Origin of the sequence: Mycobacterium sp. IS-836 (genome assembly GCF_001954275.1) — a bacterium.
Classification (GTDB): Bacteria; Actinomycetota; Actinomycetes; order Mycobacteriales; family Mycobacteriaceae; genus Mycobacterium.
Genome location: NZ_MBEU01000003.1, coordinates 48,579 through 72,929, shown reverse-complemented (window position 1 = coordinate 72,929; position 24,351 = coordinate 48,579). Strand labels below are relative to the sequence as shown.

Genomic DNA, 24,351 nt, shown 5'->3' with positions numbered 1-24,351 from the left:
GCCGCCACCGACAGCGCTACCCTGACCGGGTGAGCGCCGGAAAACGCATCCGGGTGGCCCGGGTCTACGACGCCGCGGGCGCCGACGACGGCCAGCGCGTCCTGGTCGATCGGATCTGGCCGCGGGGAGTCCGCAAGGACGACCCCCGGGTCGGAACCTGGTGCAAGGACGTCGCGCCGTCGAAAGAACTGCGTGAGTGGTACCAGCACAAGCCGGAACGGTTCGACGAATTCGCGTCGCGCTACACGGCGGAACTGCGCGACAGCCCCGCGCTGGAGGAACTGCGCAAGCTGACCAAACGCGGCGCCGTCACCCTCGTCACCGCCACCCGGGACGTCGACATCAGCCAGGCGGCCGTCCTGGCCAAGCTCCTGAAAAGCCGCTGAGACGGTCGCGCGATGCGGCTGGGATTGCACGCGCTGGGAATCGGCACCGGCGCCGACCGTGCGGTGATCGATGCCGTCGCCTCGGCCGCCGACAGGTGCGGCTTCGCCACTTTGTGGGCCGGCGAACACGTCGTCATGGTGGACCGGTCGGAGTCACGCTATCCATATTCCGAGGAAGGCGTCATCGGTGTTCCGGCACAAGCGGATTGGCTCGACCCAATGATCGCACTGAGTTTCGTCGCCGCCGCCTCATCGCGGATCGGCGTCGCGACGGGTGTGTTGCTGCTGCCCGAACACAATCCGGTCGTGGTGGCCAAACAGGCCGCGAGCTTGGACCGGTTGAGCGGCGGGCGACTGACACTCGGGGTAGGAGTCGGATGGTCCAGGGAGGAATTCACTGCGCTCCGAGTGCCTTTCGAACATCGCGCGGCTCGCACGGCCGAATACGTCGCCGCCATGCGCACGTTGTGGCGCGACGACGTCGCCTCGTTCGACGGGACGTTCGTCGGCTTCGATTCGATTCGCGTCAACCCCAAGCCGGCCCGCGATCGCCGTATCCCGATCGTGGTCGGGGGCAACAGCGATGCGGCACTTCGGCGCGTTGCGGCATGGGCGGATGGCTGGTACGGCTTCAACCTCGCCGGCGTCGAGGCGGTGCGTGAACGGATCGGAAAGCTGCGGCGGCTGTGCGGCGAGGCCGGGCGCGACCGCTCCGAACTGAGGCTGGCCGTGGCGTTGAGTGAGCTCAGCGTTCGCGATATCGATGCGCTGGTGGAGTTGGGCGTTGACGAGTTGGTACTGGTCGAGGCGCCACCCGACCGTCCCGGGGTGGCCGCCGACTGGGTTTCGGCGCTGGCCGATCGGTGGATGGGTAGGCTCCCCGGTTGACATGACTGAAGCCGAACCCATCCTGCGGCGGGAGCTGACCGATATCCCGGACGAGGTGCGCGCCGTCCCGCCGCCGCCCATACCGGAATTGCCCGCGCCATACGGTTTGCGCCTCGCCGACCCGGACGCCGACGCCGAGATGATCTCCACGTGGATGAACATGCCGCACCTGGCCGAGTCGTGGGAGTACGCCTGGCCAGCGGAGCGCTGGCATCGTTACCTGCGTGCGCAACTAGACAGCACGTTTTCTCGCCCGTTCGTCGCCAGCCATGATGGCGCAGACCGCGGATACGTCGAATTATACCGGGCGGCAAAGGATTCCATTGCTGCCCGATACGAGTACGATCCCTACGATCTAGGCCTGCACGTCGCGGTCGCCGATTTGGACTACCTACAACAGGGACATGTGAGCTTCTTGCTGCCGCACCTGCTGGCGAGCATGCTCAACCTCGACCCGCGATGCCGCCGGGTGATGTTCGACCCGGATCACCGTAATGTCTTGGCGCGCAAGTTTTGTGAGCGTGGCGGTTGCGTGTTTTTGGGCGAACACGACATGTCGAACCGGCGGATGGCCCTGTACGCGTTGGTCCGCACGCCCGAGGATGTCCCCCGGCCGCGAGAGGCGTAATCAGTAGTCGTGACGTGCCAGCGTGATGTCACCGAGCCGCTGGGTCTCGTCCAGCGACAGTGCGGCCGGAACCATCTCACTCGTCACCAGCCCGTGCCGGCTCGTCACCTCGTCGACGATATCGAAGCTGCGCGCGATCGACTGCGGCGTGTCGACGATGATCGTGGTCACCGGAACCCGCCGTGCCAGATGGAATAGCTTGTCCCCGTGGGGTTTATGGTCCCCATGGAATCCCCAGATACCGCGCAGCACCGTCGCCCCCCGGGCCGTTTCCGAATGCAGCAGTCGCTGCACTAGCGCCCGATGGATCGGCAGCCCATCCTGGATAGTTCCCTCGGCCGTGTACACCATCAGCTTCTGCCACAGGGTGCGTCCCTGCTCGTCGGTCGCCGGCAGCTGCTGGGGTCGGGCGAACAGCTCACCGTCGCGTTTGCACAGGCGCACCCGCTCGACGGTCAGTATCGGGTTGGGCGTCGCGGTGGCCAGTTCGGTTGCGGCGGCTGCGACCTGCCCCGTCGACCCGACGGCGATGATCATGACCGGAACGTTGACGTTGCGCCCGAAGAAGTGAGCGCGGTAGCGCTCGCCGTGCGCCGTCCCGTCGACACCGAGAAGCACGATGGCACCCGCAAATCCGTGCCGGTAGAGCAGGTCGCATATCGTGTGGTGCGCCCGTCTGCCGGCGATGCGTTCTTGGCGGCCGACGTACACGGTGAGTTTGGCGGCATCCCCGTTGTGGGTGTCGAAGTCCGCAAGCGCATCGGAGCCCAGCTGGCGCGTCACCAGCCGCGCGCGCTCGAGGGTCACCAGCCCGCGGCCCGTCATCGCCCCGACGTCGTCGACCAGGGAACGGATCTTCGGCTCGACGTCGACCGCGGCGATCGCCACCGCCGGATCCTCGGACAGACTCAGCGATACGTCATTGCGCAGCTCGCGGCTCGGCCCGAAGCTGGCGATACCGCGAAGCATCACACTGGTCGCGACGTCGCTGGTGCCGAACAAGTCCAGCATCTCGTCGGCCAGAAACCGCCCGCTCGTGCCGACGGCGCGTTGGCGCTCGCCAAAGTACGCGGTCAACTTCAGGCAGGGCTGGTTCACATCCGGTCCGCAATCCATTGTCCGAGCAGCGCCGCGGCCATGCCCAGCACGACGCTGACGACGATGTTGGCGATCGCCGCCCAGGTCTGGCGCTCCTCGCCGAGCCGCTGCGTTTCCAGCATCCACGTGGAGAAGGTCGTGTAGGCGCCGACGAACGCCGTGTCGACCAGCAGGGCCGCATCCTTGCTCAGCGCCAGCCCGCCGAGCAGCCCGAGTAACGCCGCACCGCTGACGTTGACCGCGAGCGTGCCGAACGGAAACGGCTGCGCAACGCGCCGGGCCACCGCGCGATCGACTACGAAACGCAGCACCGAGCCGACGCCGCCCACGAGCACGACGCCGGCCCACACCAGGACAGCCGCGCCGCCCGTCATCCGCGCACCCGAACCCGGCGAACCAACACCGTGGCCAGGTGCACCGCCAGCAAGCCCAGCACGATGCTGGCGACGGTGTAGCCGACGGCGAGGCCCCAATGGCTGTGTTCGATCATCTTCAGCGTTTCGACCTGCATCGTCGAGAAAGTGGTCAAACCGCCGCACAATCCGGTGCCGAGGAGCGGCCGCCGGTAACTCGACAGCGGCAGCCGCTCCAGCAGTCGGGTAGTGAAGTAACCCACCATAAAGGCCCCGACGATGTTGACCGTGAACGTCGGCCACGGCCAGCTCGCGGGGTCGTCGACCGTCAGGGTGCTCAGTGCGGCCCGGGCCAGGGCGCCCAGCGCACCGCCGGCGAAAACCGCGGCCAACTCGCGATAGTCGTGACGAGGCACCTAAGCAGCCTAGGCAGGACATCGGCAGAATTGGCGTCATGGTGGCCAACCCGCGCGCCGGCCAGCCGGCCCGACCCGAAGACCTCGTCGATCTGCCCCATCTGGTGACGTCGTATTACGCGATCGAACCCGATCCCGACGACGTCGCTCAGCAGGTGGCGTTCGGCACGTCGGGTCACCGCGGCTCCTCGTTGAACGGGGCCTTCAACGAAGCCCACATTTTGGCGATCACCCAGGCCATCGTCGAGTACCGCGCGGCGCAGGGGACTACCGGGCCGTTGTTCATCGGCCGTGACACACATGGCCTCTCGGAGCCGGCCTGGGTGTCGGCGCTGGAGGTGCTGGCCGCCAATGACGTCGTCGCCATGATCGACGCGGCCGACCGGTACACGCCCACGCCGGCGGTCAGCCACGCGATCCTGACGTATAACCGCGACCGCACCGACACGCTGGCCGACGGCATCGTCGTGACGCCGTCGCACAACCCGCCGTCCGACGGAGGCTTCAAGTACAACCCACCGAACGGGGGACCGGCCGACACCGATGCGACCAATGCAATAGCCAAGCGCGCCAACGAAATTCTGCGCTCTGGATCGGGCGTCAAGCGGGTGCCGCTGGCCCGGGCGCTGCCCACCGCCCAGCGCTACGACTATATGGCCACATATGTCGAGGACCTGCCCAATGTGGTCGACGTCGATGCGATTCGCGCGGCCGGGGTGCGGATCGGCGCCGACCCGCTCGGCGGGGCGAGCGTGGATTACTGGGGCGCGATAGCCGAGCGGCACAGGCTCGAGCTGGCGGTGGTCAACCCGTTGGTCGACGCGACGTGGCGGTTCATGACGCTCGACCACGACGGCAAGATCCGGATGGACTGCAGCTCTCCGGACGCGATGGCATCGCTGATCGCGAACCGGGACCGCTATCAGATCGCCACCGGCAACGACGCCGACTCCGACCGCCATGGCATCGTGACGCCCGACGCGGGGCTGCTGAATCCGAATCACTACCTCGCGGTCGCCATCGACTACCTCTATACCCATCGGCCGTCCTGGCCGGAGGGCATCGCGGTCGGCAAGACCGTGGTCAGTTCGTCGATCATCGACCGCGTGGTCGCCGGCCTCGGCCGCAAGCTCGTCGAGGTGCCGGTCGGGTTCAAGTGGTTCGTCGACGGCCTGATCGGCGGCACGATCGGCTTCGGCGGCGAGGAGTCGGCGGGGGCGTCGTTCCTGCGCCGCGACGGAACGGTGTGGACCACCGACAAGGACGGCATCATCCTGGCGCTGCTGGCTTCCGAGATCCTGGCAGTCACCGGCTCGAGTCCCTCCCAGCGCTACGAGGAGCTGACCGTCGAGTACGGGACGCCGTCCTACGCGCGCGTCGACGCGCCCGCCGACCGCGACCAGAAGGCGCGGCTGGCCAAGCTGTCGCCCGACGAGGTCACGGCGACCGACCTGGCCGGTGAGCCGATAACCGCCAAGCTCACCGCCGCGCCCGGAAACGGCGCGCCGCTGGGTGGGCTGAAGGTGACGACGGCCAATGCGTGGTTTGCCGCGCGGCCGTCGGGCACAGAGGACGTCTACAAGATCTATGCGGAATCGTTCAACGGCCCCGAGCATCTGGCCGAGGTGCAGAAGACCGCCCGCGAGGTGGTGAACCAGGTCATCGGATAGGGCCCTGAACTGCGACTTTGAACGCATGTTCCCAGTGGTGTAGCTTCGATGGGCACAACTTCTCGGGGCTATGGCGCAGCTGGTAGCGCACCACACTGGCAGTGTGGGGGTCAGGGGTTCGAGTCCCCTTAGCTCCACCGATGTGACGTCGCGAGACATTACTTCCATCAAGCCGCGAGGATCGCTTTGGCCACTTCGTCGGGGTGGGTCAGCATTCCGTTGTGCGTCCCCGGAACGACGACGGGTTGTACACCGAGCCGGGCCGCAAATTCTGGCCCCGGTTGTGGCAGCGCGCAATCGCTGTCGCCGGTGATGTAGGCGGTGGGAAGACCCAGACTCGCCGCATCGATGTCGAGACCGCCAAGGAAGTAACCGCCGGGCTGCGGCGTCATTAGATCGGCCACCAACCGCTGCAGCTCCGGGGCAACGCCTTGCATTAACAGCTGCTCGACGTATTCCAGGCTCGGTGCAATGGCGCCGAAAGGCGATCCGTCGATCAACCGCAGCATCAACTCGCGTGTGTGTGGTGTCTCATCGACAAGGGATCTGCCGCGAACCGGCACAAAAGCGTTGTAGTAGACGATCTTGGTGACCTGGCCGACGAGTAGGTGAGTGGCACCCGTGGCGGGATAGCCTCCCCAGCTGTGCGCGACGAGGATCACGTTGTCCAGTTCGCGCCGGCGCACCTCGTTGACGACGCAATGGACTGCGTCCCTGAGTCTGTAGCCCGACGGATCGTCGCCGTCGCCCAGACCAGGCAGCGTCAAGGTGATCGCGCGATGGTTCGCCGCGCGAAGCCGCCGGGCAACCGGACGCCAGCACCAGGCGCCATGCCAGGCGCCCGGAATCAGCACATACGTCGACCCCTGCATCGCTTTGGCCGGGGAAGAAGCCTGTTGGTCCAATGGCGTTGTCTCCAAGATATTCATCTACCGTCCTTTGGTCGACAAAAAATACGGACGTGCCCACCGGCAGGGTGTGGGCCATCATCGGGCGGCAACGGCTGCCCGCAAAACGACTGCCGTTTAGTCGAATTCAGACACGGCAACTCGTCGTTTCAGGTTTGATTTCGTCGGCTAGCGCTGGGGTTTACCAGAACATCACGACGGCGGCTGCCACCAGCAAAACCGTCACGATGCCGTGGAGGGCGAGTTGTCGCAGAACGCCGCCTTGGACAAGAGGGGCCCCTTCGGTCGACTGCGAATAATCCGGCACCACATACTGATTGCGCTTTGAGCTGAATTCCATTCTCGGGCTTCGCTTTGCCGTGATGCTTTGTTCATCGATCGGGTCGGTCGCGTGAAGCCGCTGGCCCGAAGTCGTTTGGCACACAGTGTCGGGAAGCCTTGTCAGACATCGGGAGGTCGCCGAAAATAGCTGCCCACAAAATGATGCTCAGAAAGACCAGCTGTATCGCGATCAAGCTGTGAACGCACACTTGTCGTACGGTGCCCGCCAGGGACGGCCGCGGTGGGTAATGCTCAGGAAATCGCGTCATGGTATGCCTTTCGGTGTCAGGAATCGGAAGGATGTTTGCGCGTTTGCGCTGCGGACCGAAATCACTTCAGTGAGTAGCGAATTGGCAGGTGTTTGAGGCCACCGACAAACGTTGTTGCGGATAATTCGGGCTTACCCGCGAGCTCGATCGATCCCAGCCGAGGGAGCAGTTCTCGGTAGAGACTGCTGATCTCCATCCGCGCCAGCCCGGCGCCAAGGCAAAAGTGCACGCCATACCCGAAGGCCAGATGCTTGTTGGGATCGCGGCCGACATCGAAGCGGAACGGATCGTCGAAGACCTCCTCGTCACGGTTTCCGGACACATACGCCAGATACACCGACTCGCGTTCGGCGATGTCGACCCCTCGAACAGTGGTGTCGGCGGTTGCGGTGCGCATGAATTCCTTGACCGGCGTGGCCCACCGGATCATCTCCTCGACCGCCGTCGGCATCAGCGTGAGGTGCTGCTTCAATCGCCATAATTCACTGGGGTTTTCGATGAGCGCACGCATTCCGCCAGAGATGGCGTCCTTGGTGGTGTCGTGGCCGGCACTAGCGATGGCCACGTAGTAGGACGCAGTGTCCATGTCCGAGAGCGGTTGGCCGTCGATGCGCCCGTTGGCGATGGCCGAGGCGAGGTCTTCGGTGGGTTTTCGACGGCGTGACGCGGTCAGCGTGGCGAAGTAGTTGAGGAAGTCTTGCACCACCGCGATCCAGGCCTCGGGTTCTTGGCCGCGCTGGTGTTCGGCGTCATCGCGGCCGAACATCTCCTGGGTAAGAGTGCGCATCCGAGGGAAGTCCGATTCGGGAAGGCCCAGCAAGGACAGGATGACGTAAAGCGGGAAGTCGGCGGCGATGTCGGTGACGAAATCGCACTCAGGTCCGATCTCGCGCATTTTGTCGACATAGCGCTTGGCCAGCTGGTCGACTCGCGCCTTCAGGTCGCGCATGGCCTTGGGGCGAAACCAGTCCGCTCCGATCGCACGCACCTTGCGGTGGTGTGGGTCATCCATGTCGACCAGGGTTCGGATGCCGGTCCCGGCTTCCCGCTGTGCCATGAGCAGATCGTCGGCATCGGCGCGCGTGAGCATCGGCCGGGGCGCGCTGATGAATAGGTCATTATCACGCTCGATCGCCATGATGTCCGCGTGCTTGGTGATCGCCCAGAACGGCCGATACGGCGGATGGTCTACCCATGCAACCGGGTTGTTTGTCCGCAGCTGCCGTAGCGCCGTGTGCAGCCGCTCGTCGTCGGCGTACGCCGACGGGTCAGCCAGAACTTTGGTCGCGTCATGCATTGTGGGTGCGTTCATAGCGGTTCCTTATTTCGATGCCGATCCTCAGAGCTCGATCGGCTCGAGACGGCCGAGGATCTCCTCCCGGCGTGCCTCGAACTGCTCCGGCAGCTGGAATCGCTTCCCCAGCTCCTGCGGCGACTCATCACAGTCCCAGCCGCCCTCGTTGTGTGTCACGGCCAGTTCGAAGAGGGCACCGCCGGGCGAGCGGACGTAGACTGACTTGAAGTACTTGCGGTCTCGGACCTCGGACATGTCTGTGTAGCCCGCACCCTCGATCTCGAATTTCAGGTTGTCCTGATTCTCGAGAGTGTCTGCGTTCCAGGCGAAGTGGTGGATGGTTCCAGCGCCGTAGGTCCACGTCCCCGGCTCGTCTGTGCGATTGACGACAAGCTCGACCGCGCCGCCGAGGCCAAACTTGCCGGCCTCCAACGCAAACCGGTTACCTTCGGTCAGTCCCTCGCGTGCACCGAGGTGATTGGCGGCGAACTCGACCGCGGTGTCGGGCCCGGTCACGTGGACACCGACACCGTAAATGCCGTGGATGGCGTACTCCTCGGGCACGCCGCTGCCGCTGTAACCACGACGTGGGTCATCGGGGACCTCGACCAGCTGGTACTCGATGCCGCAGGGATGCCGGAACAGCACCCGCCGTCGATCGAACACGGTCGTGTCCCGGACATCCGCGGCCCGCTCGTGCAATCGAGCGGACCAATAGTTCAGTGAACCCGCCGGAACGGCGAGCAGTACCTCACGCGCCTGGTTGGTGCCGCGCCGGCCGTAGATCCCCGCCTGGCCAAAGGGAAAGGTGGTGAGCACGGCGCTCGGGTCGCCGTCGGCGTTGCTGTAATAGAGGTGATAGATCGGGATGTTCCCGTCGAACAGCACCGTGCGTTTGATCAGCCGCAGCCCGAGCACCTTGACATGGAAGTCAACGTCTTCTTGGGCCCCGTTCACCGACATGGTGATGTGGTGACTATCGATGATGTACGACATTCGATCTCTCCTAACTGACTCTGGGAAGTGGGATGGCGGTGAACACCGCGTCGGGATCGTAGTGATCTTTGGCGGCGACGAGCCGTGTGGCGTTGTCGCCGTATGCGTTTGCGATTTGATCGTGGTCGTCCGGCCCGAGCAGATTGGCGTATCCGCCTGGAAGCGCGTGCGGCGCAAGCGCGTCCGACAACGCTTCTGCCCAGGCGCGGTGAGCGGCGCCGTCTCCGGGCTCCCAGCACGCGACGATCTCGACGACGAAATGCGGGCGGCGGTTTGCGAACGCGGTCTGGTCCGGGGCGACGCGAGTCGATGCGCCGTGACAGTGGTGGATGGAGACGAGGCTGCGCGGCGAGGTTAGTGTCCGCGCGGCCTCCACCAGCGCATCGATGACTTCGGGCGTGTACCCCGCGACCGTGCGGGTGCGAACCGCCCAGCACAGTCCACGGACGCACCCCACGTCGAAAAGGCGCAGTATTTCACCGTAGGCGACGGGCGCGACTTGTGTGATCAGTGGCGTTCCGAGCGTTGCGAGCAGATCGACGGCCGCTAGGCCGCAACGAATATCGCCGCTCCACGCCGGCTGCAGATAAACCGTCAGGTTGCCGTCCGGGCCGGGCAGCAGTCCGCTCTGGACGGTCAGCGCGTCCGGCGCCGTCGACAACAGGTCACCCAGCCCACGCCACACCGTCGCGGCCTGCGACCACGGGAACATGATCATCCCGCCGATCAACCGGTCCACCGGATGCAACCGCACCCGCATCGAGGTGACCACGCCGAAGTTGCCGCCACCACCGCGCAGTGCCCAGAACAGCTCTGGCTCGTGAGTCGCGTCGGCTGTGACGATTCGGCCATCCGCAAGGACCACCTCGGCCCCGACCAGGTTGTCCGAGGCAAGGCCGAACCGCCCGTTGAGCGGTCCGTAGCCCCCGCCGAGCGTCAGGCCGGTCATGCCGACAGCACCGCAGTTGCCGGTGGCGGCAACGAGCCCGTACGGCGCGACCGCGTCGATCAGCTCGGCCGCTGTGGCGCCCCCACCCACCGTTGCGATCCGCGCCTCGGTATCGACGGTGACACTTCGCATCCCGGACATGTCGATAACCAGACCGCCGTCGTACGCAGCGCGGCCGGCCCAGTCATGGCCGCCGCCGAGCACCGAGAGCCGCATCCCACGGTCACGCGCCACACGGATTGCTTCCTGTACGTCGCGCGGTGACTCGGCCCGCATGATCAGTGCCGGACGATGTTGCACCGCCGCATTCCAGATCAACGGCGCACCGTCGGGTACACGCACCTGGGTGGCATTAATCCGGCTCGCCAGGTCGTTGGCGGCCGCAGTGATCACCTCGGTTGTACTCATTTGTCTCCTATAGGTTGACGACGAAGTCGGGCAAGACTGTTTGCGCCGAGGTAGCGGCTTCCCGTTCGCGTTGTAGGGTGCGGCTCATCAGATTTCGGCGCATGTTCACTTGTGCCGCCATAGGCTTCGGGTTGTTTCACATGGTCGCGGCGGTGGGTTGAATAACGTTGTCAACAAGCCTTGTTCGCACCGCGACCGGCGCATCGCCAAACATTCATGACGACAACGGAGGTACCGCAGCTTCCGATGGGAGAGGCGAAATGCAGTCGTCGACTTGGAATTCCAACTGCGCCAGCACTAGTTCTGTGCCATTCTTCACCGAATTTGTGGCTGTCACGCCTATGACGTTAAGGAGCCGCGGGACGAGTAGCCAATCTGTGCCCACTGAATGGGCTTCTTGCTGAGACCAATTCACGATGCCGCGGCAGTGTCGATGCTTGACGCACGCCGTTAACCGGCCTGGGTGGCGACGCTGCAGCCTAGGTCGAGAGAGCTCTATTCCCCTAAGCGTGGGGTCAACGCGATGACCGGGATATGACGCGGGGAATCATCAGGTCTGGTTTTGCGCGCACTCACCGCGAATCGTATTGGGCCGACCTTGATTTCGCAGTCCGTGCTGGTGCGTTGGTGGTACCAGCCGGGGGTGAGTTTCTCGCTGATCACCAATTCACGGTGTGTGCAGGAGCCCCGCGATACGGGCGCCAGTCGCCCGGGTGGCAGCGAGGAGTCCGAGCGGCGGTCGCGGTCCCGCGACGATCGTCGACAAGGCTGCCACAGCGCCGTTGCCCAGCGGAATCGCTACCGCGACACAGCTCATATCCGCTCTCAACTCGCCCGCGTCCACTATCGGTGCGGTGTAGCCCAATTCGGTGTGGGCCCGCGCAGCGGCGCATTTGGGTGGTACCGGGGCGCCGGGTTGAACGACCACTCCGGACGGAACCCGAGCGTCGACCGCGTCCAGGTACACGAGCTCACCGCCGATCATCGCGGACAACTGCACTGCGGCACCGGTGGCGGTTGCGAGTTCGGCGATCGGCCGACGGGCGACCGCCCGCAATCGCCGCTCCGAGCTCACTCGCGCGCCCAGCGCCAGCAGGCTCGCGCCGAGCCGATAGCGGGTACCTTCGCGACTGACCGCCCCTACCGCGATTAATTGCTGCAGCATTCGACGGACCGTCTCCCGGGGGATCCCGCTCACATTCGCCAAGTCGAGCAGCCGCACAGGTTCCATTGCACCCACGTGATCTAGCAGCTCAAATGCGCTCCTGATGACCCCGCGACCGTCATTGTGAAAGGAGCCGCCCGTCGCGTCCGCGCTCCTACCGCTGGCCACACGATCGGTCAATCGATCCAACTCGGATTGGTCCACCATCGACCCCTTTATGCTCTGATGCCCACACAAACGTCACGACATCTCAGGGTCTAACGCACAAACACAGCAAACTATGCCGAATATCGAGAATGAACAACTTTTGTTCACCGATGACAGGCTCACGGGCATGGGCGCGGACTGATCCGCCATTGAGAGTGTCAGCCAGCCCTGTGCGTCAGCAGGAAGCCGGCAACTTCATCCGGCCCTGTCTCGTCGGGATCGCGCGGTGGATGAAGGAGGCTGACGATCCGGGTGCCGGTGGCTCTGGTGGCAGCCAACACTCCGAGCGGCGGTCGCGGTCCCGGAACGAGCGCCGACACGACCGCCGCCGCGCCGTTGCCCAGCGGAATCGCTACCGCGACACAACTCAGGTCCGCTATTACCCCGCCGGGATCCACAATCGGTGCGGTGCTGCCCATTTCGATCTGGGCGCGCGCGGCTGCGGTTCTCGGCGGTACCCGAGCTCCGGGTTCGGCTGTGAATCTCACGGGAACCCGAGCGTCCACCGCATCCAGGTACACCAGCTCACCGCCGATCATCGTGGACAAGTGCACTGCGGCACCGGTGGCGGTTGCGAGTTCGGCGATCGGTCGACGGGCGGCCGTCCGTAATCGCCGCTCCGAGCCCACTTGCGCGCCCAGCTCCAGCAGGCTCGGGCCGAGCCGATAGCGGGTACCTTCGCGACTGACCGCCCCCACTGCGATTAGCTGCTGCAGCATTCGACGGACGGTTTCCCGGGGGATCCCGCTCACATTCGCCAAGTCCCGCAGCCGCACCGGTTCCAGCGCACCCAGGTAACCCAGCAGCTCAAATGCGCCCTGGATGACCCCGCGACCGTCGTCGTGAAACGAGCCGCCCGTCGCGCCCGCACACTTACCGCTGGCCACACGACCGGACATGTGATCCAACTCAGACTGGCCCACTCCTGACCCGCTGTTTGACGCCGACGCGGCGATCGCGAGAGTGTTAGCCGGCCTTGTGCGCCGTCAGCAGAAAGGCGGGCAACTTCATCCGGCCCTTCTCGTCGCGGTCGTGCGCCGGAAATTCGGGCCAGCCGTCTCCAGCTGGGGGAATGTTCGCGTGGATGAAGGCGGGCCGGATCTCGTCGATCGCCCAGTACTTGCTCACCGCAGCGCGCAACTCGTCCTCGTCGACCTCGTTCGGCTTGGGCTCCATCTCGGCGGGAAGGGCGCCCTTGGCGAACACCAGCACAAAATAGCTGGCGCCCGGCGCCGCGGCGCGGTGGATCGAGCGCAGGTAGCCGTCGCGGCCCTCGACCGGCAGCGAGTGGAACAGCGTGCTGTCGGCAATCGTGTCGAATCGCCCTTCCGAACCGGGTGGGTAGCCGGCGAAGGACGTGATGTCGGCCTGCACGAAGCTGGCCGTGGTCAGGCCGCGCTCTTCGGCCGCCTTGGTAGCCGCAGCGACGGCGGTCGGAGTGATGTCGATGCCGACGACGGTGTGGCCCTGCGTTGCTAGTGCCAGCGACAGTTCGGCGACCCCGCATCCGGCGTCGAGCACGTCGCTGCGAAACTTGCCCGCGGCGATCAGCGCCGCCAACTCCGGTTGCGGCTCACCGATATTCCACGGCGGCGGACCGTCGAATTCGCCCTGCTCGCGATAAGCGCTGTCCCAGTCCATGATTTCGGATGACATGTTTCCCCTTAGGTCCGGTTGTCGATTACGTGCCGGTATCGGAGTAGTGACGCAGCATCTCGGCCGGGGCCGCGGATCGGCTCACGCAGTACGGCGGGGGGCGGCCTTGCGAGATGCGTTTGGCCAACTTTCGTGATTGCTTGGCTACGTAGCCAATTAGCGCGGGACGGCTCAGCAGGCCGTGGAAGTACAGGCCATCGGCGGCAGGAAACGGCGACAGCGTTAGTGGTACGCCGTCGGGTGTGAGCACCCCCAAGTGTCCGACCAACGGATGCAGGCCGGGCCGATACCCCGTCGCGCAGATCATCACGTCGGGCTGGATCCGTGCGCCGTCGGCCAGCGCCACCTTGGCACCCTCGAGCGAACTGACCGCTGCAACCACCTCGACAAATCCGTCGCGCACTGCGTCGATAACCTCGGAGTCGACGACTGTTGGCGCGGCCTGCAGCCGATGGGCTTTCGCGAAGGGGCCCTCATCTGGAACGGGCAGGCCGAATGGTTCGAGATCGCCGAACGCGTGGCGGCGCGCGGCGGCGGCGATTCGGTCGGCTATCCGCGGGGGCAGGCGGAACAAGGGAATGGATACCACGTCGTTGGGCAGTCCCCCGGGTCCTTTGCGCGGCAGGATGTTTGGTGGAGTTCGCACTGAGAGCCAAACTTTGGTCGCTGCGCTTGTGGTCAAGTCGTGGGCGATTTCCATGCCCGAAGATCCGGAGCCGACGACCAGCACGCGCTTGTGGGCGTACGGCGCCGCGTCTCGATACCGAGTTGAATGCAGTAGCTCACCGCTGAAGATGCCCGGCCAGTCCGGGATGAAGGGCGTGTGCTCGTAACCCGTTGCGACCACGACGACGCGGGCGTCGAGGTCGCCGTTCGACGTCGTCAACCGCCATCCCAGGGAATGTTCGTCGATGCGCTCAACCTCGGTATTCAGGTGTAAATCGATGCCATCCTCGTGCGCATGGGTGTCCAGGTGCTCGACGATTTGGTCACGAGTCGGATAGAGCGGAGTGCCTTTCGGGTACCGCCGCCCGGGTAGATGGGAAAATTGTCGACCGGTGTTGAGTCTGAGCCGGCCATACCGACCGCGCCAAGACGCCGCCACTGCATCGGCCCGATCGATGAGCAACGATCGAATTCGTTTGTCTTTCAGGCTCAATGCCGCAGAAATCCCAGCAGGACCAGCACCGATAATCACAACTGACCGGTCACGCATTCGTTGTCACTCCCGCTCCGGCGCAACAGCTGGCGCTACCGTAAGCGGCGCATCGTGTCTGTCCACGCCGATGACGTTAAAAAGCCACGGGACAAGCTGCGAAACCTCTGCCCACTGAGTGGGTTTTGTCGCTGTGACGTGTCCTCGGCTCGGCCCTCTGACCTGCGAATATTGCAGACAACGCCGGCTGCGCGGCAAGTGGGCCTCGACACCACGGCGAAGACACCATGAAAATTTGGGTGGCGGCGTACGAGCGTAGGAGTAATCCCGGAGGGTCGAAGGTTATGAGACCTGCAACCTATGTCATTGCCTCCACGCCTCGTTCGGGTAGTTCGCTCCTGGCCGGTGGCCTTGTCGCGACCGGAGTTGCCGGGCGGCCCGAAGAGTACTTCACGCCCGACCACATCGGGTCCTATAAGGAGGACTTGAAACTGCCGGCGAATTGCTCGTGGACCGAATATCTGGCGAAGGTCATGGCGTTCGCGGCGACGGAGAACGGTATTCGGGGTATCAAAATTCATTGGCGGCATGTCGTTTCGCTCGCGCAAGCACTGGGTTTTCGTGGCGATCCGGGAGCTGTTCTCGAGATGCTTTTTCCGGCAGCGGTTTTCGTCAATATCGTCCGTGCTGACCGGCGCGCGCAGGCCATATCGCTGTTTCGTGCCGAAGCGACCGGCGAGTGGTTCCGTTCTTCCCGCTCGTCGGGGAGAGTGCGTCCGTGGGGGCTCTACCTGGACCGCCCCACGCCCGGCCAGCCGGCGGCCGATCTCACCGGCGTGGCACCGACGTACGAGCAGATCATCGAGATGGAACGGACCCTCGACGCCGAACAAGCGGCTTGGACCAACTACTTCAACACTCGGGGCCATAAGGTTCTGACGGTCCGCTATGAAGATCTCGACGAGAACTATCGCGGTGAGATTGCGCGAGTCTTGCGATTCCTCGGCGCCGATCCCGTACACGCCGCCGATTTGCCCGAACCCCCGCTCGAGCGTCAGTCCGACCACATCAACGAACACTGGCGGCGGCTCATCGACGAGGAGTGGGCTTAGGTGTATCCCGATACACCTAAGCCAGGAGCTGGGTCAGCCCGTTGATGATGAGCTCGAGTCCGAACTCAAACTCCTCCGCCAACGGAACCGGCAGGTGGTCGGCGACTCGAATGGTGGCGGGAAATTCGATTGGGTTTACGCCACGGAACCGGTCCGATGCCATTGCGTCGTGCATTTCGCCGGTGCTGTGTCCGGTCAGTTGGATGGCGAAGCCCAGGACGTGGCGGGCCACGGTGGCGTAGGACCGTGCCGCGAGGTCTGGCGGGAAGCCGCTGTCTAGTAGCAGAGCGATGATTTTTTCGCGGCCAGCCATCGCATTTCGTCCGATCGGTATCCGCTCGATGAGTAGCGGGGCGACGTTCGGGTGCCGTCGCAAGACCTCAAATGTCTTGCGCGCGAACGACTTACACATCTCCTGCCATGACTCGGAATCAACGGTGTCGTATTCGGCCTCGCCGAACACCCGGTCGATGACCTGAGCCACCAAATCCGACCGGTTGGCGAAGTGCCGATACAGCGTCGCGGTCCCGGAATTGAGTCGCTGTGCCAACGTCCGCATGGACAATGCGTCGGCGCCGTTTTCGTCGACGATTTGCAGCGCCGTATCGATGATCCGATCGAGGGGAAGCGGGGGACGTCCACGAGAGGGTCGAGGCGCTTCGTCCCGCCGCTGTGTGGTCATCACGGGGCCAGTATGGCGGGTCTTGACAACAGGATGCAATAACGGCAACGCTGTATCCATTATTGACTTTGGAGGTTTTGCGATGTTGCTTCCGCTCGCAACGGAGCCCTTTGTGGCTCCCACAGACCGAGACATGCTCCCGTCGGAGCGGCGTACGTTCGTGCGCACCCACCGCACCTGCGTCTTCGGATACCGGCGCCGGCACGACGGTCCGGCCATGTCGATCGTGTACTACATACCGACCGACGACGACGAACTGCTCATCTCGACGATGGCGGGACGCGGCAAGGCGCGCATTGTCGAACGCGACGGAAAAGTAAGCCTCTGCGTGCTGGACGAGCGCTGGCCTTTTGCCTACCTACAGGTGTACGCCGACGCGACGGTCGAGCGTGACCGCGACCTCGTGGTCGACGTGATGATGGCGGTCGCCGGACGCATGTCGGGCGAGTCGCTGGGCGAAGAAGCCCGCCCGTACGTCGAGGAAATGGCCGCCAACGAGGACCGAGTCGTCGTCCGCTGTCGGCCCTACTCGACGTTCGCTCAACCGCCGCGCCATCTGCACCGCAACGACCAGGAAGAGCGGATCACGCACTGGACGTCGGCCGTCGTCCGATGGGACGCCCCAGACCCGGCGTAGTCGCCATGGTCGCCGACCGGGCGCCGCGCGGGCTTGCCGACCACGGCCTTGACGCGGCAGGGCGGCGGTGGAAGAACTGGCGGTGTGACTCGCATCGTCGACTCGGACCAGCATCTCTACGAGAGTCGGTCGCTGTGGGCCGACCATATCGACCCGGATGCGCGCGACGACGCCTTGAGCCTGGTCGACGACGAACTCGGTTACACCTGGCTCGACTGGCGCGGCGCTCACCTCGCCCTCGCCGACGTCCACCTTCCCGGCAACACCGCATCCTGTGGGGAGCACCGCAACCGTCAACGGGCCGGGAAGCCACCCTCCTATCGGTACGACGACGCGCTACCCGCCTCCTACTGGCAGCCCGCGGCCCGGCTTCGCTGGCTCGATGCCGCGGGCCTCGACGAGGCGGTCCTGTTCCCCAATTTCGGCTTGCTCTGGGAGCGCCGCCTGTCGCCGACGCTTCCGGCGATGACCGCCAACATGGCGGCATGGAACCGGTGGTGCGCCGTCGTTCAGGCCGAAGGTGGCGGGCGACTGCATCCCGTCGCGCACCTGACGTTGCGCGACCCGGAGTGGCTCGAGGCCGAGCTGGAGACACTGGCGGCCGCCGGTATCACGCTCGCCATGATCGGCGCAGGACCGGTGGACGGGCGCGAGTTGTCGCACCCCGACCACGACGGGATGTGGTCGGCATTCGTCGACCACGGTGTCACGCCGGTCTTCCACGTCGCCGATCAGGTTCGGGTCTTCGACGATTGCTGGTATCAAGACGATCCGGTGCAGGATCTGGTGCCCGCCACCGAGGCCGTATTCCTATGGGTGCCACCGGCGCTGGCGTTGTCCGACCTGATCCTGCACGGCGTTTTCGACCGTCATCCACGCCTGCGGTTCGGCGTGGTCGAGCTCAGCTCCGCCTGGGTTCCGCAATTTCTGATGCTGTTGGACGGTGCGTCCGCGTTCACAGCCCAGCTCAACGGCAAGCCGGTGGCCAACCTGTCTCGGCGACCCAGCGAGTACTTTCTCGACCACGTCCGGGTGTCCTCCTTCTCATACGAGAACCCCAAGCAGCTGGCCCAAATGGCCGGGGACGTGTTCATGTTCTGCAGCGACTACCCGCACTCCGAGGGGACAGCGACGCCGCTCGACGACTATCGGCGGATGGGCTGCGACGGGCCGGAAATGCCCGGTCTCTTTCACGCCAACGTCGACTCGTTGCTCAACCGATAGAGCGGCTGAGCTGTGCCTCGCGCGTGACCTCGCCGCGACGGTGACGAAGCACGCTCGTCATGATGACGGTGCTCGCGGCAATCGCCGCTCTCGCGATGGCAGCATGCGTCGGCTACTATTTCGGCCGGCGCGTGGGCTCGCGGCGACCGAGCTGGAAGAGGCGGACGAGCCGGATGGCGCTGGGGAGGATGGCGATCAGTCTGCTCGTGTTAATGACAGCACGCCGCATCCGGATCAGCGCCGCGCGGATGCGAGCCTGACATGTCGGCACTGCGGGACAAGGTCGCACTGGTGACCGGCGCGTCGTCGGGCCTGGGCGCCGAAACGGCCCGGCTGTTTTCCCGCCAGGGCGCAACGGTTTTCGGCATCGGTCGGGATACCGAACGCTTGGCCGAGGTGTTCGCCGATGTGGAGCGGGGTTCGTACGCATCGGTGGATGTTGGCGTGGCGCAGGCATGTAGGGACGCGGTCGATCAATGCGTCCGCGAGTTCGGCGGGCTGGACGTCCTGGTCAACATCGCCGGCAAGCACCAGATGCGCAGAACCGAGTCGATGACCGACGACGACTGGGCACAAGATCTCGGCGTCAACCTGAACGGGCCGTATTACCTGTGCAGGGCCGCGCTGCCCCATCTGCTGGAGCGGGGCGGCAACATCGTCAACGTCAGCTCCATCGCCGGCGTCGAAGGCCAGGCGTATTCGGCCGGCTACTGCGCCGCCAAGCATGGGCTGATCGGGCTCACGCGCGCGTTGGCAGTGGAGTACACCGCCGATCGCCTGCGGGTCAACGCCGTGTGCCCCGGCGGCATGCTCACACCGCAACTCGAGCAGTTCAGCGCGCCGGACAACCCGAACTACGACCTGATCATGCGCACCGCGTCGCCGCGCGGGATGATGCAGCCCCTCGACGTCGCGAACGTGATCGGCTTCCTGGCCAGCGACGCCGCGGTCGCCATCCACGGCGCCGTCTACCGGGTCGACAACGGCAAGGGCGCCGGCTAGCACGGCGGGCGTAGCCTGCTGTGATGAGTAGTGAGCTCCAAACCACCGTCGATGAAATCGCCGACGGTATCTTCCGGTTTTCCACGTGGGTACCGGGCATCACCGAACACGGCTTCACGTTCAACCAGTTCCTGCTGACCGGGGAGCAGCCGTTTCTGTTCCACTGCGGGATGCGGCAGCTCTTCCCGCTGGTGTCCGCGGCCATCGCCAAGGTGATACCACTGGAACGCCTGCGCTGGATTTCGTTCGCCCATATCGAGGCCGACGAGTGTGGGGCGATGAACGCGCTGCTGGCCGCGGCGCCGCAGGCCGAGGTCATTCACGGGCCGCTGGCATGCATGCTCTCGCTCAACGACATGTGCGACCGGCCCCCGGTAGTCGCCGGTGACGTGCACGATATCGGCGGTCATCGACTGCGATTCATCCCCACCCCACACGTGCCGCACAATTGGGAAAGCGGGCTTTGGTTCGACGAGACAACCTCCACGCTGCTGGCCGGAGATCTGCTCACCCACACCGGTCAGTGCCCCGCGCTCACCGAATCCGACTGCATCGCACCGGCTTTAGAGGCTGAGGCGGCCTTCCGCGCCACCGCGCTGACCCCCAACCTGGGACCCACGCTCGAGCAGCTCGCGCAGTTGCGGCCCACGACCCTGGCGCTGATGCACGGCGCCTCCTTCGCCGGCGACGGCGCCGCACAACTACGCGGCCTCGCCGACGGATATGCGGGGATGACCTCTGCGCCGAGATTGCCGTGAGGGCTGTGATCGGGGTATGGATCACGACCATGGCGGCAATCTCGCCGCGACGCCGGTGACCGCAACCGATCGCCGGAGCCCGTTCCGGGACGACCTGCTGCAGGGGAAGGTGGCACTGGTCACCGGCGGCGCCACCGGTCTCGGCCTGGAAGTCGCGCGCGTGCTGGGCGGCCACGGCGCCCGCGTCGCAATCTGCAGTCGCAAGGAACCGAACCTTCAAGAGGCCGTCGCGGCGCTGCGGCAAGAGGGGATCGACGCGGTGTACGGCGTCTGCGACGTGCGCCGCCACGACGAGGTCACGGCGGTCGTCGAGGAAGTGCTGCAGACGTTCGGTCAACTCGACATCGTCGTCAACAATGCCGCCGGAAACTTCCCCGTCCCGATCAGCGACCTGAGTCCCAACGGATTCAAGGCCGTCGTCGACATCGACCTGCTGGGGACGTTCAACGTATCGAAGGTGGCGTACGACCTGTGGCTGCGCGATCACGGCGGCGCCGTGGTGAACATCAGCGCGGCAATCCAATACCGAGGCATGGCGCTGCAGGCGCACGTCGTTTCGGCCAAGGCGGGCGTCGACGCGCTGACCCGCACGTGCGCCATCGAATGGGGTCCCGACGGGGTCAGGGTGAATATCGTTGCGCCCGGGGCGATGTCGGGGACCGAGGGAGTCAAGCGAATCGCCGGCGACGATCGCCAGCGCACCGCACGAAGCCCGCTGCGACGACCGGGGTCGACCACCGAGGTCGCCGAAGCCGTGCTATTCCTGGCCAGTGATGGCGCGTCTTACGTAACGGGCGCAACCCTAGTCGTCGACGGCGGCGGTTGGCTGACCGCCGATGGGGTGCCGGATCTGCCCGGTTATCACTGACTGGCGATGTACCCGCGGGGCAGCACCGAGAAATCGACGCACGCCGCGGCCAACACGTCGCCCACCTCTGGTGCCACCGGCGCGCTGAGTTGGAGCATTGCACCGGCGGACGGCGCTTTCAGGCTGGTGACGTTGTAGTCGAGCAGCAATTGATAGGCCGTTTCTTCGATGTCTTTCCAACCGGTGCGAACCGTCATCAGGGTAAGGACACCGAGTTCCTGTCCGGAGGGCGACAGCAACCGGTGATGCCAGGCGGTGTCGGCCTTGAATCCGGTGTGCGGCTGTACCACCGCTAGGACGGTGCCGCCACCGTCCTCGAACCGCGCCGCACCGTCGGTCGGCACGATCCTTCCCACCGGCGTGTTGTCCTTGGTGATTGTGGTGGTTCCCGCCACCGCGATCCGGAATTCCTCGCCCGCGGGGCTGGACAGCGTGTACTCGCTCTTGCCCCCGTTCTTGAATCCGAGCAGGACGGCGGGGCCGCCTTTTTGCTTTGCTTGCCCCAATTCGGCGCCGTCGGGAGTCGTGAGCTGAACCCGCAGTGCATTGGACGTCGACCTGGTCACTCGCGCGGCGACAGCGGTTGCGCCTCCGAGAATCGGCATGCCGAGATGGTAGACCCTTGATCCCGCTAATTGCTCCGGCTGCCCAATGGCGCAGAATCGGCATCGTGGACCGGCCCGCGAGCGCGCCACGTCAGCTGCCATTGGCGGCGGCGGGCGCGCGCTGGCTGATCGCCGCGGCCGTCCTCGGTTCGGGAATCGCGCTGTTGGACGCCACCGTTGTCAACGTCGCGCTGCCGGCCATCGGCCGTGAGATGGGTGCGGGCTTGACCGGTCAACAGTGGGTCCTCGACGGCTACCTGCTGACGTTGAGTGCGTTGCTGCTTGCGGGTGGCGCTGCCGGAGATCGTTACGGCCGCCGCCGAATCTTCGTTGCGGGACTGGTCGTTTTCACCGCCGCCTCACTCGGTTGCGGTCTCGCACCGACCATCGGGTGGCTGATCGGCGCCCGGCTGGTTCAGGGCGTCGGTGCGGCGGCGCTGGTTCCCGGGAGCCTTGCGTTGATCGATGCCGGCATCTCCGATGAGGATCGGGGCCGTGCGGTGGGAATCTGGGCGGGGATGTCCGGAGTGACAACGGCGCTGGGTCCGTTCATCGGCGGCTGGTTGGTGGATACGGCGTCATGGCGCTGGGTGTTCTTTTTGAACGTCCCGCTCGCCGTGGCTGTGGTGTGGATCGCGGCCCGTCACGTCAGCGAATCCCGCGATCCAACGCTGCGCGGCCGCCCCGACATCCTGGGGACCGCCGCAATCACGGTGGGCCTGGCCGGGGTGATCTACGTGCTCATCGAATTTCCTTCTCGCGGTTGGACATTGGCGACGGTGACCGCCGCCGCCGTCGGTGCGTCGGCGTTGGTTGCGTTCCCGCTGATCGAACACCGTGCGCAGTCGCCGCTGTTGCCCCTGAACCTGTTTCGCTCCCGGCAATTCACCGGAGCCAACCTCACGACCCTGGCCGTCTACACGGCGGTCGGCGGAGCCTTGTTCCTCGTAGCCCTGCAGCTGCAACAGAGCCTGCGTTACTCCGCGCTTGCCGCCGGCCTGTCGATGTTGCCCTTGACGATCATCATGCTGATCGGCTCCCCGTGGGCCGGCGCGCTCGCGCAGCGCACCGGGCCACGGCTGCCCATGACGGTCGGTCCGCTGATCGCCGCGGCCGGCCTGGCGTTGATGACGCGAATCGTGCCCGGGGCAACGTATCTGGCCGTGGTACTGCCTGCTGCGGTCGTGTTCGGTGTAGGCCTGGCCATCACCGTTGCGCCGCTTACCGCGGCCGTTCTTTCGGCCGTACCCGACGGCTATGCCGGGACCGCGTCGGGCGTCAACAACGCCATTGCGCGCGTCGCCGGACTGATCGCGGTCGCCGTCCTGCCGGTCGCGGCCGGAATCCGAGCGGGCCCCGGGCAGCCGCTCGGCGCCGGCTTCGCGCTCGCGATGGCCATCACCGCGGCCGTCTGCGTCGTCGGCGCCATGATCTCGTTCCTGACCATCCGCACCGGCGCCGACATCACACGACAGGTGCTGCCGGGAATCAACCACGCGTGCCAGCAGCCCTGCACCAGACGCCCTGCCAGCACGCGCGACGCGGCGTAGTCCAACGGGTTGGTCTGCTACAAGCCGCTGGCCCGGTAGCTCGACTGGGCGCGACCGTACCGTCTGTCGTATGACGAGAAATCTGAACTATCGCCTCGCCCGCCATGCGCCGGCCGTGCTTAGCCTGTTTCGGTTGGTCTACGGTCTTCTTTTCGCCGGATACGGTTCGATGATCCTGTTCGGTTGGCCCGTCCGTCCGGCGTGGCCGGTCGAGGTGGGAGCCTGGCCCGCCTGGTATGCCGGCTTGATCGAACTCGTGGCGGGGTTGCTGATCGCGGCCGGATTGTTCACCCGCGCCGCGGCGTTCATTGCCTCGGGCGAAATGGCGGTCGCGTATTTCTGGATGCATCAGCCGCGGACGCTCTGGCCGATCGGAGATCCCCCGGCGGGCAATGGTGGAACGTTGGCGATTCTCTTCTGCTTCGGTTTCTTCCTGCTGCTCTTCATGGGCGGGGGGAGCCATTCAATCGATGCTCGACGCGGCAACCCGCGGCGCTGATCTCACTCGCCCCAGCGGCCGTGCGACGCCATGACCTCCACCAGAGCGGGGCTTCCGGACTGGCGTTCACGCAGTAGGTCGCCCGGCATCGAATAGGGTGGCGCCGCCTCGGGGCTGCGTTGCGCGTGCGCGACGATCGCGTCCACCAGTGTGCGCGCCATGGATAGCCGCGGGTACCGGTCATGGATTGCCGCGGCCGTCTGCGCGTCTATGGCCTCGGCGTTGCGGCCGAAATCCGCACCGATGCCTGACTGCGTCAGCAAGCAGAGCGCCCCGCGCCGATTGGCGATGCCAATCGAGGTATGTAGGGCGATGGCTTCCCAGACGCCATCCACGACCGCGCGCTCGCAGCCCTGTTCGGTTAGGAAAGCCGCCGCGAGATCCGCTCCCTCGACCTCAAACCGCTGCTTGCCGGGCGCCGCGGTCCCCACGCCGAGGTCGTGCAGGACGCACCCCAAAAACAAGGCCTCACTGTCATAGTCGGCGCCCGGCCGCATCCCCTCGCGGGCCGCGAGCAGCTCCCCGAACAGGTAGCTGCGCACGCTGTGGTTGAACACCGACGGCGACTCGGTGGACTGGGCCAGCCGCATCGCGGCCTGCGCGACGGCGGTGTCGATCAGATCCGGAACTTGCTGCATGGGCATTA

Annotated in this window: 28 protein-coding genes and 1 tRNA gene; 14 read left to right on the top strand and 15 right to left on the bottom strand. The window is 65.5% G+C overall.

Annotated elements, in window-relative coordinates; translation table 11 throughout:
* The first annotated feature begins 29 nt into the window (after nt 1-29).
* Genes A5747_RS01420 through A5747_RS01410 form a run of 3 tightly spaced genes read left to right on the top strand, consistent with a single transcriptional unit; the run spans nt 30 to nt 1,902 of the window.
* A complete protein-coding gene (locus tag A5747_RS01420) occupies nt 30-386 on the top strand; it encodes a DUF488 domain-containing protein (protein WP_076121776.1) in 357 nt (118 codons plus the stop codon).
* A 12-nt stretch (nt 387-398) separates the two neighbouring features.
* Nucleotides 399-1,274 carry an LLM class F420-dependent oxidoreductase gene (locus A5747_RS01415; protein WP_076121774.1) on the top strand — a complete coding sequence of 292 codons (876 nt, stop codon included), beginning with the start codon at nt 399-401 and terminating at the stop codon, nt 1,272-1,274.
* Nucleotide 1,275: 1 nt separating this feature from the next.
* Nucleotides 1,276-1,902, top strand: a complete 627-nt coding sequence (locus tag A5747_RS01410) for a GNAT family N-acetyltransferase (RefSeq protein WP_076121773.1) — start codon at nt 1,276-1,278, stop codon at nt 1,900-1,902.
* Here the strand turns inward: A5747_RS01410 and A5747_RS01405 are convergent, their stop codons facing one another.
* Genes A5747_RS01405 through crcB (A5747_RS01395) form a run of 3 tightly spaced genes read right to left on the bottom strand, consistent with a single transcriptional unit; the run spans nt 1,903 to nt 3,769 of the window.
* Nucleotides 1,903-3,000 (bottom strand): DUF190 domain-containing protein, encoded by a 1,098-nt coding sequence (locus A5747_RS01405; RefSeq protein ID WP_076121772.1) that lies wholly within the window; start codon nt 2,998-3,000, stop codon nt 1,903-1,905. It abuts the gene before it with no gap.
* Entirely contained in the window at nt 2,997-3,374 is a 378-nt protein-coding gene (gene crcB / locus A5747_RS01400; protein ID WP_076121770.1) for a fluoride efflux transporter CrcB, read from the bottom strand. Before crcB (A5747_RS01400) ends, A5747_RS01405 begins: the two co-directional genes overlap by 4 nt.
* Nucleotides 3,371-3,769: a fluoride efflux transporter CrcB gene (gene crcB, locus A5747_RS01395; RefSeq protein WP_076121768.1), complete on the bottom strand. Its 399-nt coding sequence runs from the start codon at nt 3,767-3,769 to the stop codon at nt 3,371-3,373. The genes crcB (A5747_RS01400) and crcB (A5747_RS01395) overlap by 4 nt, the downstream gene beginning before the upstream one ends.
* Nucleotides 3,770-3,807: 38 nt before the next feature.
* On the opposite strand from crcB (A5747_RS01395), the gene pgm reads away from it, so the two are divergent.
* Together pgm and A5747_RS01385 are read left to right on the top strand one after the other, a co-directional pair.
* Nucleotides 3,808-5,439 (top strand): phosphoglucomutase (alpha-D-glucose-1,6-bisphosphate-dependent), encoded by a 1,632-nt coding sequence (gene pgm, locus A5747_RS01390; RefSeq protein ID WP_076121767.1) that lies wholly within the window; start codon nt 3,808-3,810, stop codon nt 5,437-5,439.
* Nucleotides 5,440-5,503: 64 nt separating this feature from the next.
* Nucleotides 5,504-5,576 (top strand) — tRNA-Ala (locus A5747_RS01385).
* A 30-nt stretch (nt 5,577-5,606) separates the two neighbouring features.
* Here A5747_RS01385 and A5747_RS01380 read toward each other — a convergent pair.
* The 9 genes from A5747_RS01380 to A5747_RS01345 form a co-directional block, all read right to left on the bottom strand.
* Nucleotides 5,607-6,368, bottom strand: coding sequence for an alpha/beta fold hydrolase (locus A5747_RS01380; RefSeq protein WP_233147912.1), 762 nt, complete (start codon nt 6,366-6,368; stop codon nt 5,607-5,609).
* Between the two features lie 160 nt (nt 6,369-6,528).
* Nucleotides 6,529-6,687 (bottom strand): hypothetical protein, encoded by a 159-nt coding sequence (locus A5747_RS25180; RefSeq protein WP_198938105.1) that lies wholly within the window; start codon nt 6,685-6,687, stop codon nt 6,529-6,531.
* A gap of 311 nt (nt 6,688-6,998) precedes the next feature.
* Complete coding sequence (locus tag A5747_RS01375) at nt 6,999-8,249, bottom strand: cytochrome P450 (RefSeq protein ID WP_076121764.1); 1,251 nt, start codon at nt 8,247-8,249, stop codon at nt 6,999-7,001.
* Between the two features lie 27 nt (nt 8,250-8,276).
* A complete protein-coding gene (locus tag A5747_RS01370; RefSeq protein WP_076121762.1) occupies nt 8,277-9,227 on the bottom strand; it encodes a VOC family protein in 951 nt (316 codons plus the stop codon).
* A 10-nt stretch (nt 9,228-9,237) separates the two neighbouring features.
* Nucleotides 9,238-10,584: an FAD-binding oxidoreductase gene (locus A5747_RS01365; RefSeq protein ID WP_076121760.1), complete on the bottom strand. Its 1,347-nt coding sequence runs from the start codon at nt 10,582-10,584 to the stop codon at nt 9,238-9,240.
* A 667-nt stretch (nt 10,585-11,251) separates the two neighbouring features.
* A complete protein-coding gene (locus tag A5747_RS01360; protein ID WP_076121758.1) occupies nt 11,252-11,956 on the bottom strand; it encodes a helix-turn-helix domain-containing protein in 705 nt (234 codons plus the stop codon).
* A gap of 158 nt (nt 11,957-12,114) precedes the next feature.
* Nucleotides 12,115-12,855: a helix-turn-helix domain-containing protein gene (locus A5747_RS01355; RefSeq protein WP_142245419.1), complete on the bottom strand. Its 741-nt coding sequence runs from the start codon at nt 12,853-12,855 to the stop codon at nt 12,115-12,117.
* Nucleotides 12,856-12,922: 67 nt separating this feature from the next.
* A complete protein-coding gene (locus A5747_RS01350; RefSeq protein ID WP_076121754.1) occupies nt 12,923-13,612 on the bottom strand; it encodes a class I SAM-dependent methyltransferase in 690 nt (229 codons plus the stop codon).
* Nucleotides 13,613-13,637: 25 nt separating this feature from the next.
* Nucleotides 13,638-14,828, bottom strand: coding sequence for an NAD(P)/FAD-dependent oxidoreductase (locus A5747_RS01345; protein ID WP_076121752.1), 1,191 nt, complete (start codon nt 14,826-14,828; stop codon nt 13,638-13,640).
* 284 nt (nt 14,829-15,112) lie between these two features.
* On the opposite strand from A5747_RS01345, the gene A5747_RS01340 reads away from it, so the two are divergent.
* Entirely contained in the window at nt 15,113-15,880 is a 768-nt protein-coding gene (locus A5747_RS01340) for a Stf0 family sulfotransferase (protein ID WP_076121750.1), read from the top strand.
* 16 nt (nt 15,881-15,896) lie between these two features.
* On the opposite strand, the gene A5747_RS01335 is transcribed toward A5747_RS01340, so the two are convergent.
* Nucleotides 15,897-16,562, bottom strand: coding sequence for a TetR/AcrR family transcriptional regulator (locus A5747_RS01335; protein WP_076121748.1), 666 nt, complete (start codon nt 16,560-16,562; stop codon nt 15,897-15,899).
* A gap of 82 nt (nt 16,563-16,644) precedes the next feature.
* Here A5747_RS01335 and A5747_RS01330 point away from each other — a divergent pair, with 82 nt between their 5' ends.
* The 6 genes from A5747_RS01330 to A5747_RS01305 all read left to right on the top strand — a co-directional run bounded on the left by A5747_RS01330 (nt 16,645) and on the right by A5747_RS01305 (nt 21,051).
* Nucleotides 16,645-17,199 (top strand): pyridoxamine 5'-phosphate oxidase family protein, encoded by a 555-nt coding sequence (locus A5747_RS01330; protein ID WP_076121745.1) that lies wholly within the window; start codon nt 16,645-16,647, stop codon nt 17,197-17,199.
* 84 nt (nt 17,200-17,283) lie between these two features.
* On the top strand, nt 17,284-18,423 hold the full coding sequence (locus tag A5747_RS01325; RefSeq protein WP_076121743.1) for an amidohydrolase family protein: 1,140 nt from the start codon (nt 17,284-17,286) through the stop codon (nt 18,421-18,423).
* 62 nt (nt 18,424-18,485) lie between these two features.
* Complete coding sequence (locus A5747_RS01320; protein ID WP_076121905.1) at nt 18,486-18,683, top strand: hypothetical protein; 198 nt, start codon at nt 18,486-18,488, stop codon at nt 18,681-18,683.
* 1 nt (nt 18,684) lies between these two features.
* Nucleotides 18,685-19,425: an SDR family NAD(P)-dependent oxidoreductase gene (locus tag A5747_RS01315; protein ID WP_076121741.1), complete on the top strand. Its 741-nt coding sequence runs from the start codon at nt 18,685-18,687 to the stop codon at nt 19,423-19,425.
* Between the two features lie 23 nt (nt 19,426-19,448).
* Nucleotides 19,449-20,183, top strand: coding sequence for an MBL fold metallo-hydrolase (locus A5747_RS01310; protein ID WP_076121738.1), 735 nt, complete (start codon nt 19,449-19,451; stop codon nt 20,181-20,183).
* A 16-nt stretch (nt 20,184-20,199) separates the two neighbouring features.
* The gene (locus A5747_RS01305) at nt 20,200-21,051 is read left to right on the top strand and encodes an SDR family oxidoreductase (protein ID WP_083700008.1); all 852 of its coding nucleotides are present in this window, start codon (nt 20,200-20,202) and stop codon (nt 21,049-21,051) included.
* Here A5747_RS01305 and A5747_RS01300 read toward each other — a convergent pair.
* A complete protein-coding gene (locus tag A5747_RS01300; RefSeq protein ID WP_142245418.1) occupies nt 21,045-21,656 on the bottom strand; it encodes a hypothetical protein in 612 nt (203 codons plus the stop codon). The two genes, A5747_RS01305 and A5747_RS01300, sit on opposite strands and share 7 nt — an antisense overlap.
* A gap of 65 nt (nt 21,657-21,721) precedes the next feature.
* Here A5747_RS01300 and A5747_RS01295 point away from each other — a divergent pair, with 65 nt between their 5' ends.
* Together A5747_RS01295 and A5747_RS01290 are read left to right on the top strand one after the other, a co-directional pair.
* Nucleotides 21,722-23,206: an MFS transporter gene (locus A5747_RS01295; protein ID WP_076121734.1), complete on the top strand. Its 1,485-nt coding sequence runs from the start codon at nt 21,722-21,724 to the stop codon at nt 23,204-23,206.
* Between the two features lie 70 nt (nt 23,207-23,276).
* On the top strand, nt 23,277-23,705 hold the full coding sequence (locus tag A5747_RS01290) for a DoxX family protein (RefSeq protein ID WP_076121733.1): 429 nt from the start codon (nt 23,277-23,279) through the stop codon (nt 23,703-23,705).
* A gap of 2 nt (nt 23,706-23,707) precedes the next feature.
* Here A5747_RS01290 and A5747_RS01285 read toward each other — a convergent pair whose 3' ends face one another.
* Nucleotides 23,708-24,343 carry an HD domain-containing protein gene (locus tag A5747_RS01285; RefSeq protein ID WP_076121730.1) on the bottom strand — a complete coding sequence of 212 codons (636 nt, stop codon included), beginning with the start codon at nt 24,341-24,343 and terminating at the stop codon, nt 23,708-23,710.
* Nucleotides 24,344-24,351 lie beyond the last annotated feature (8 nt).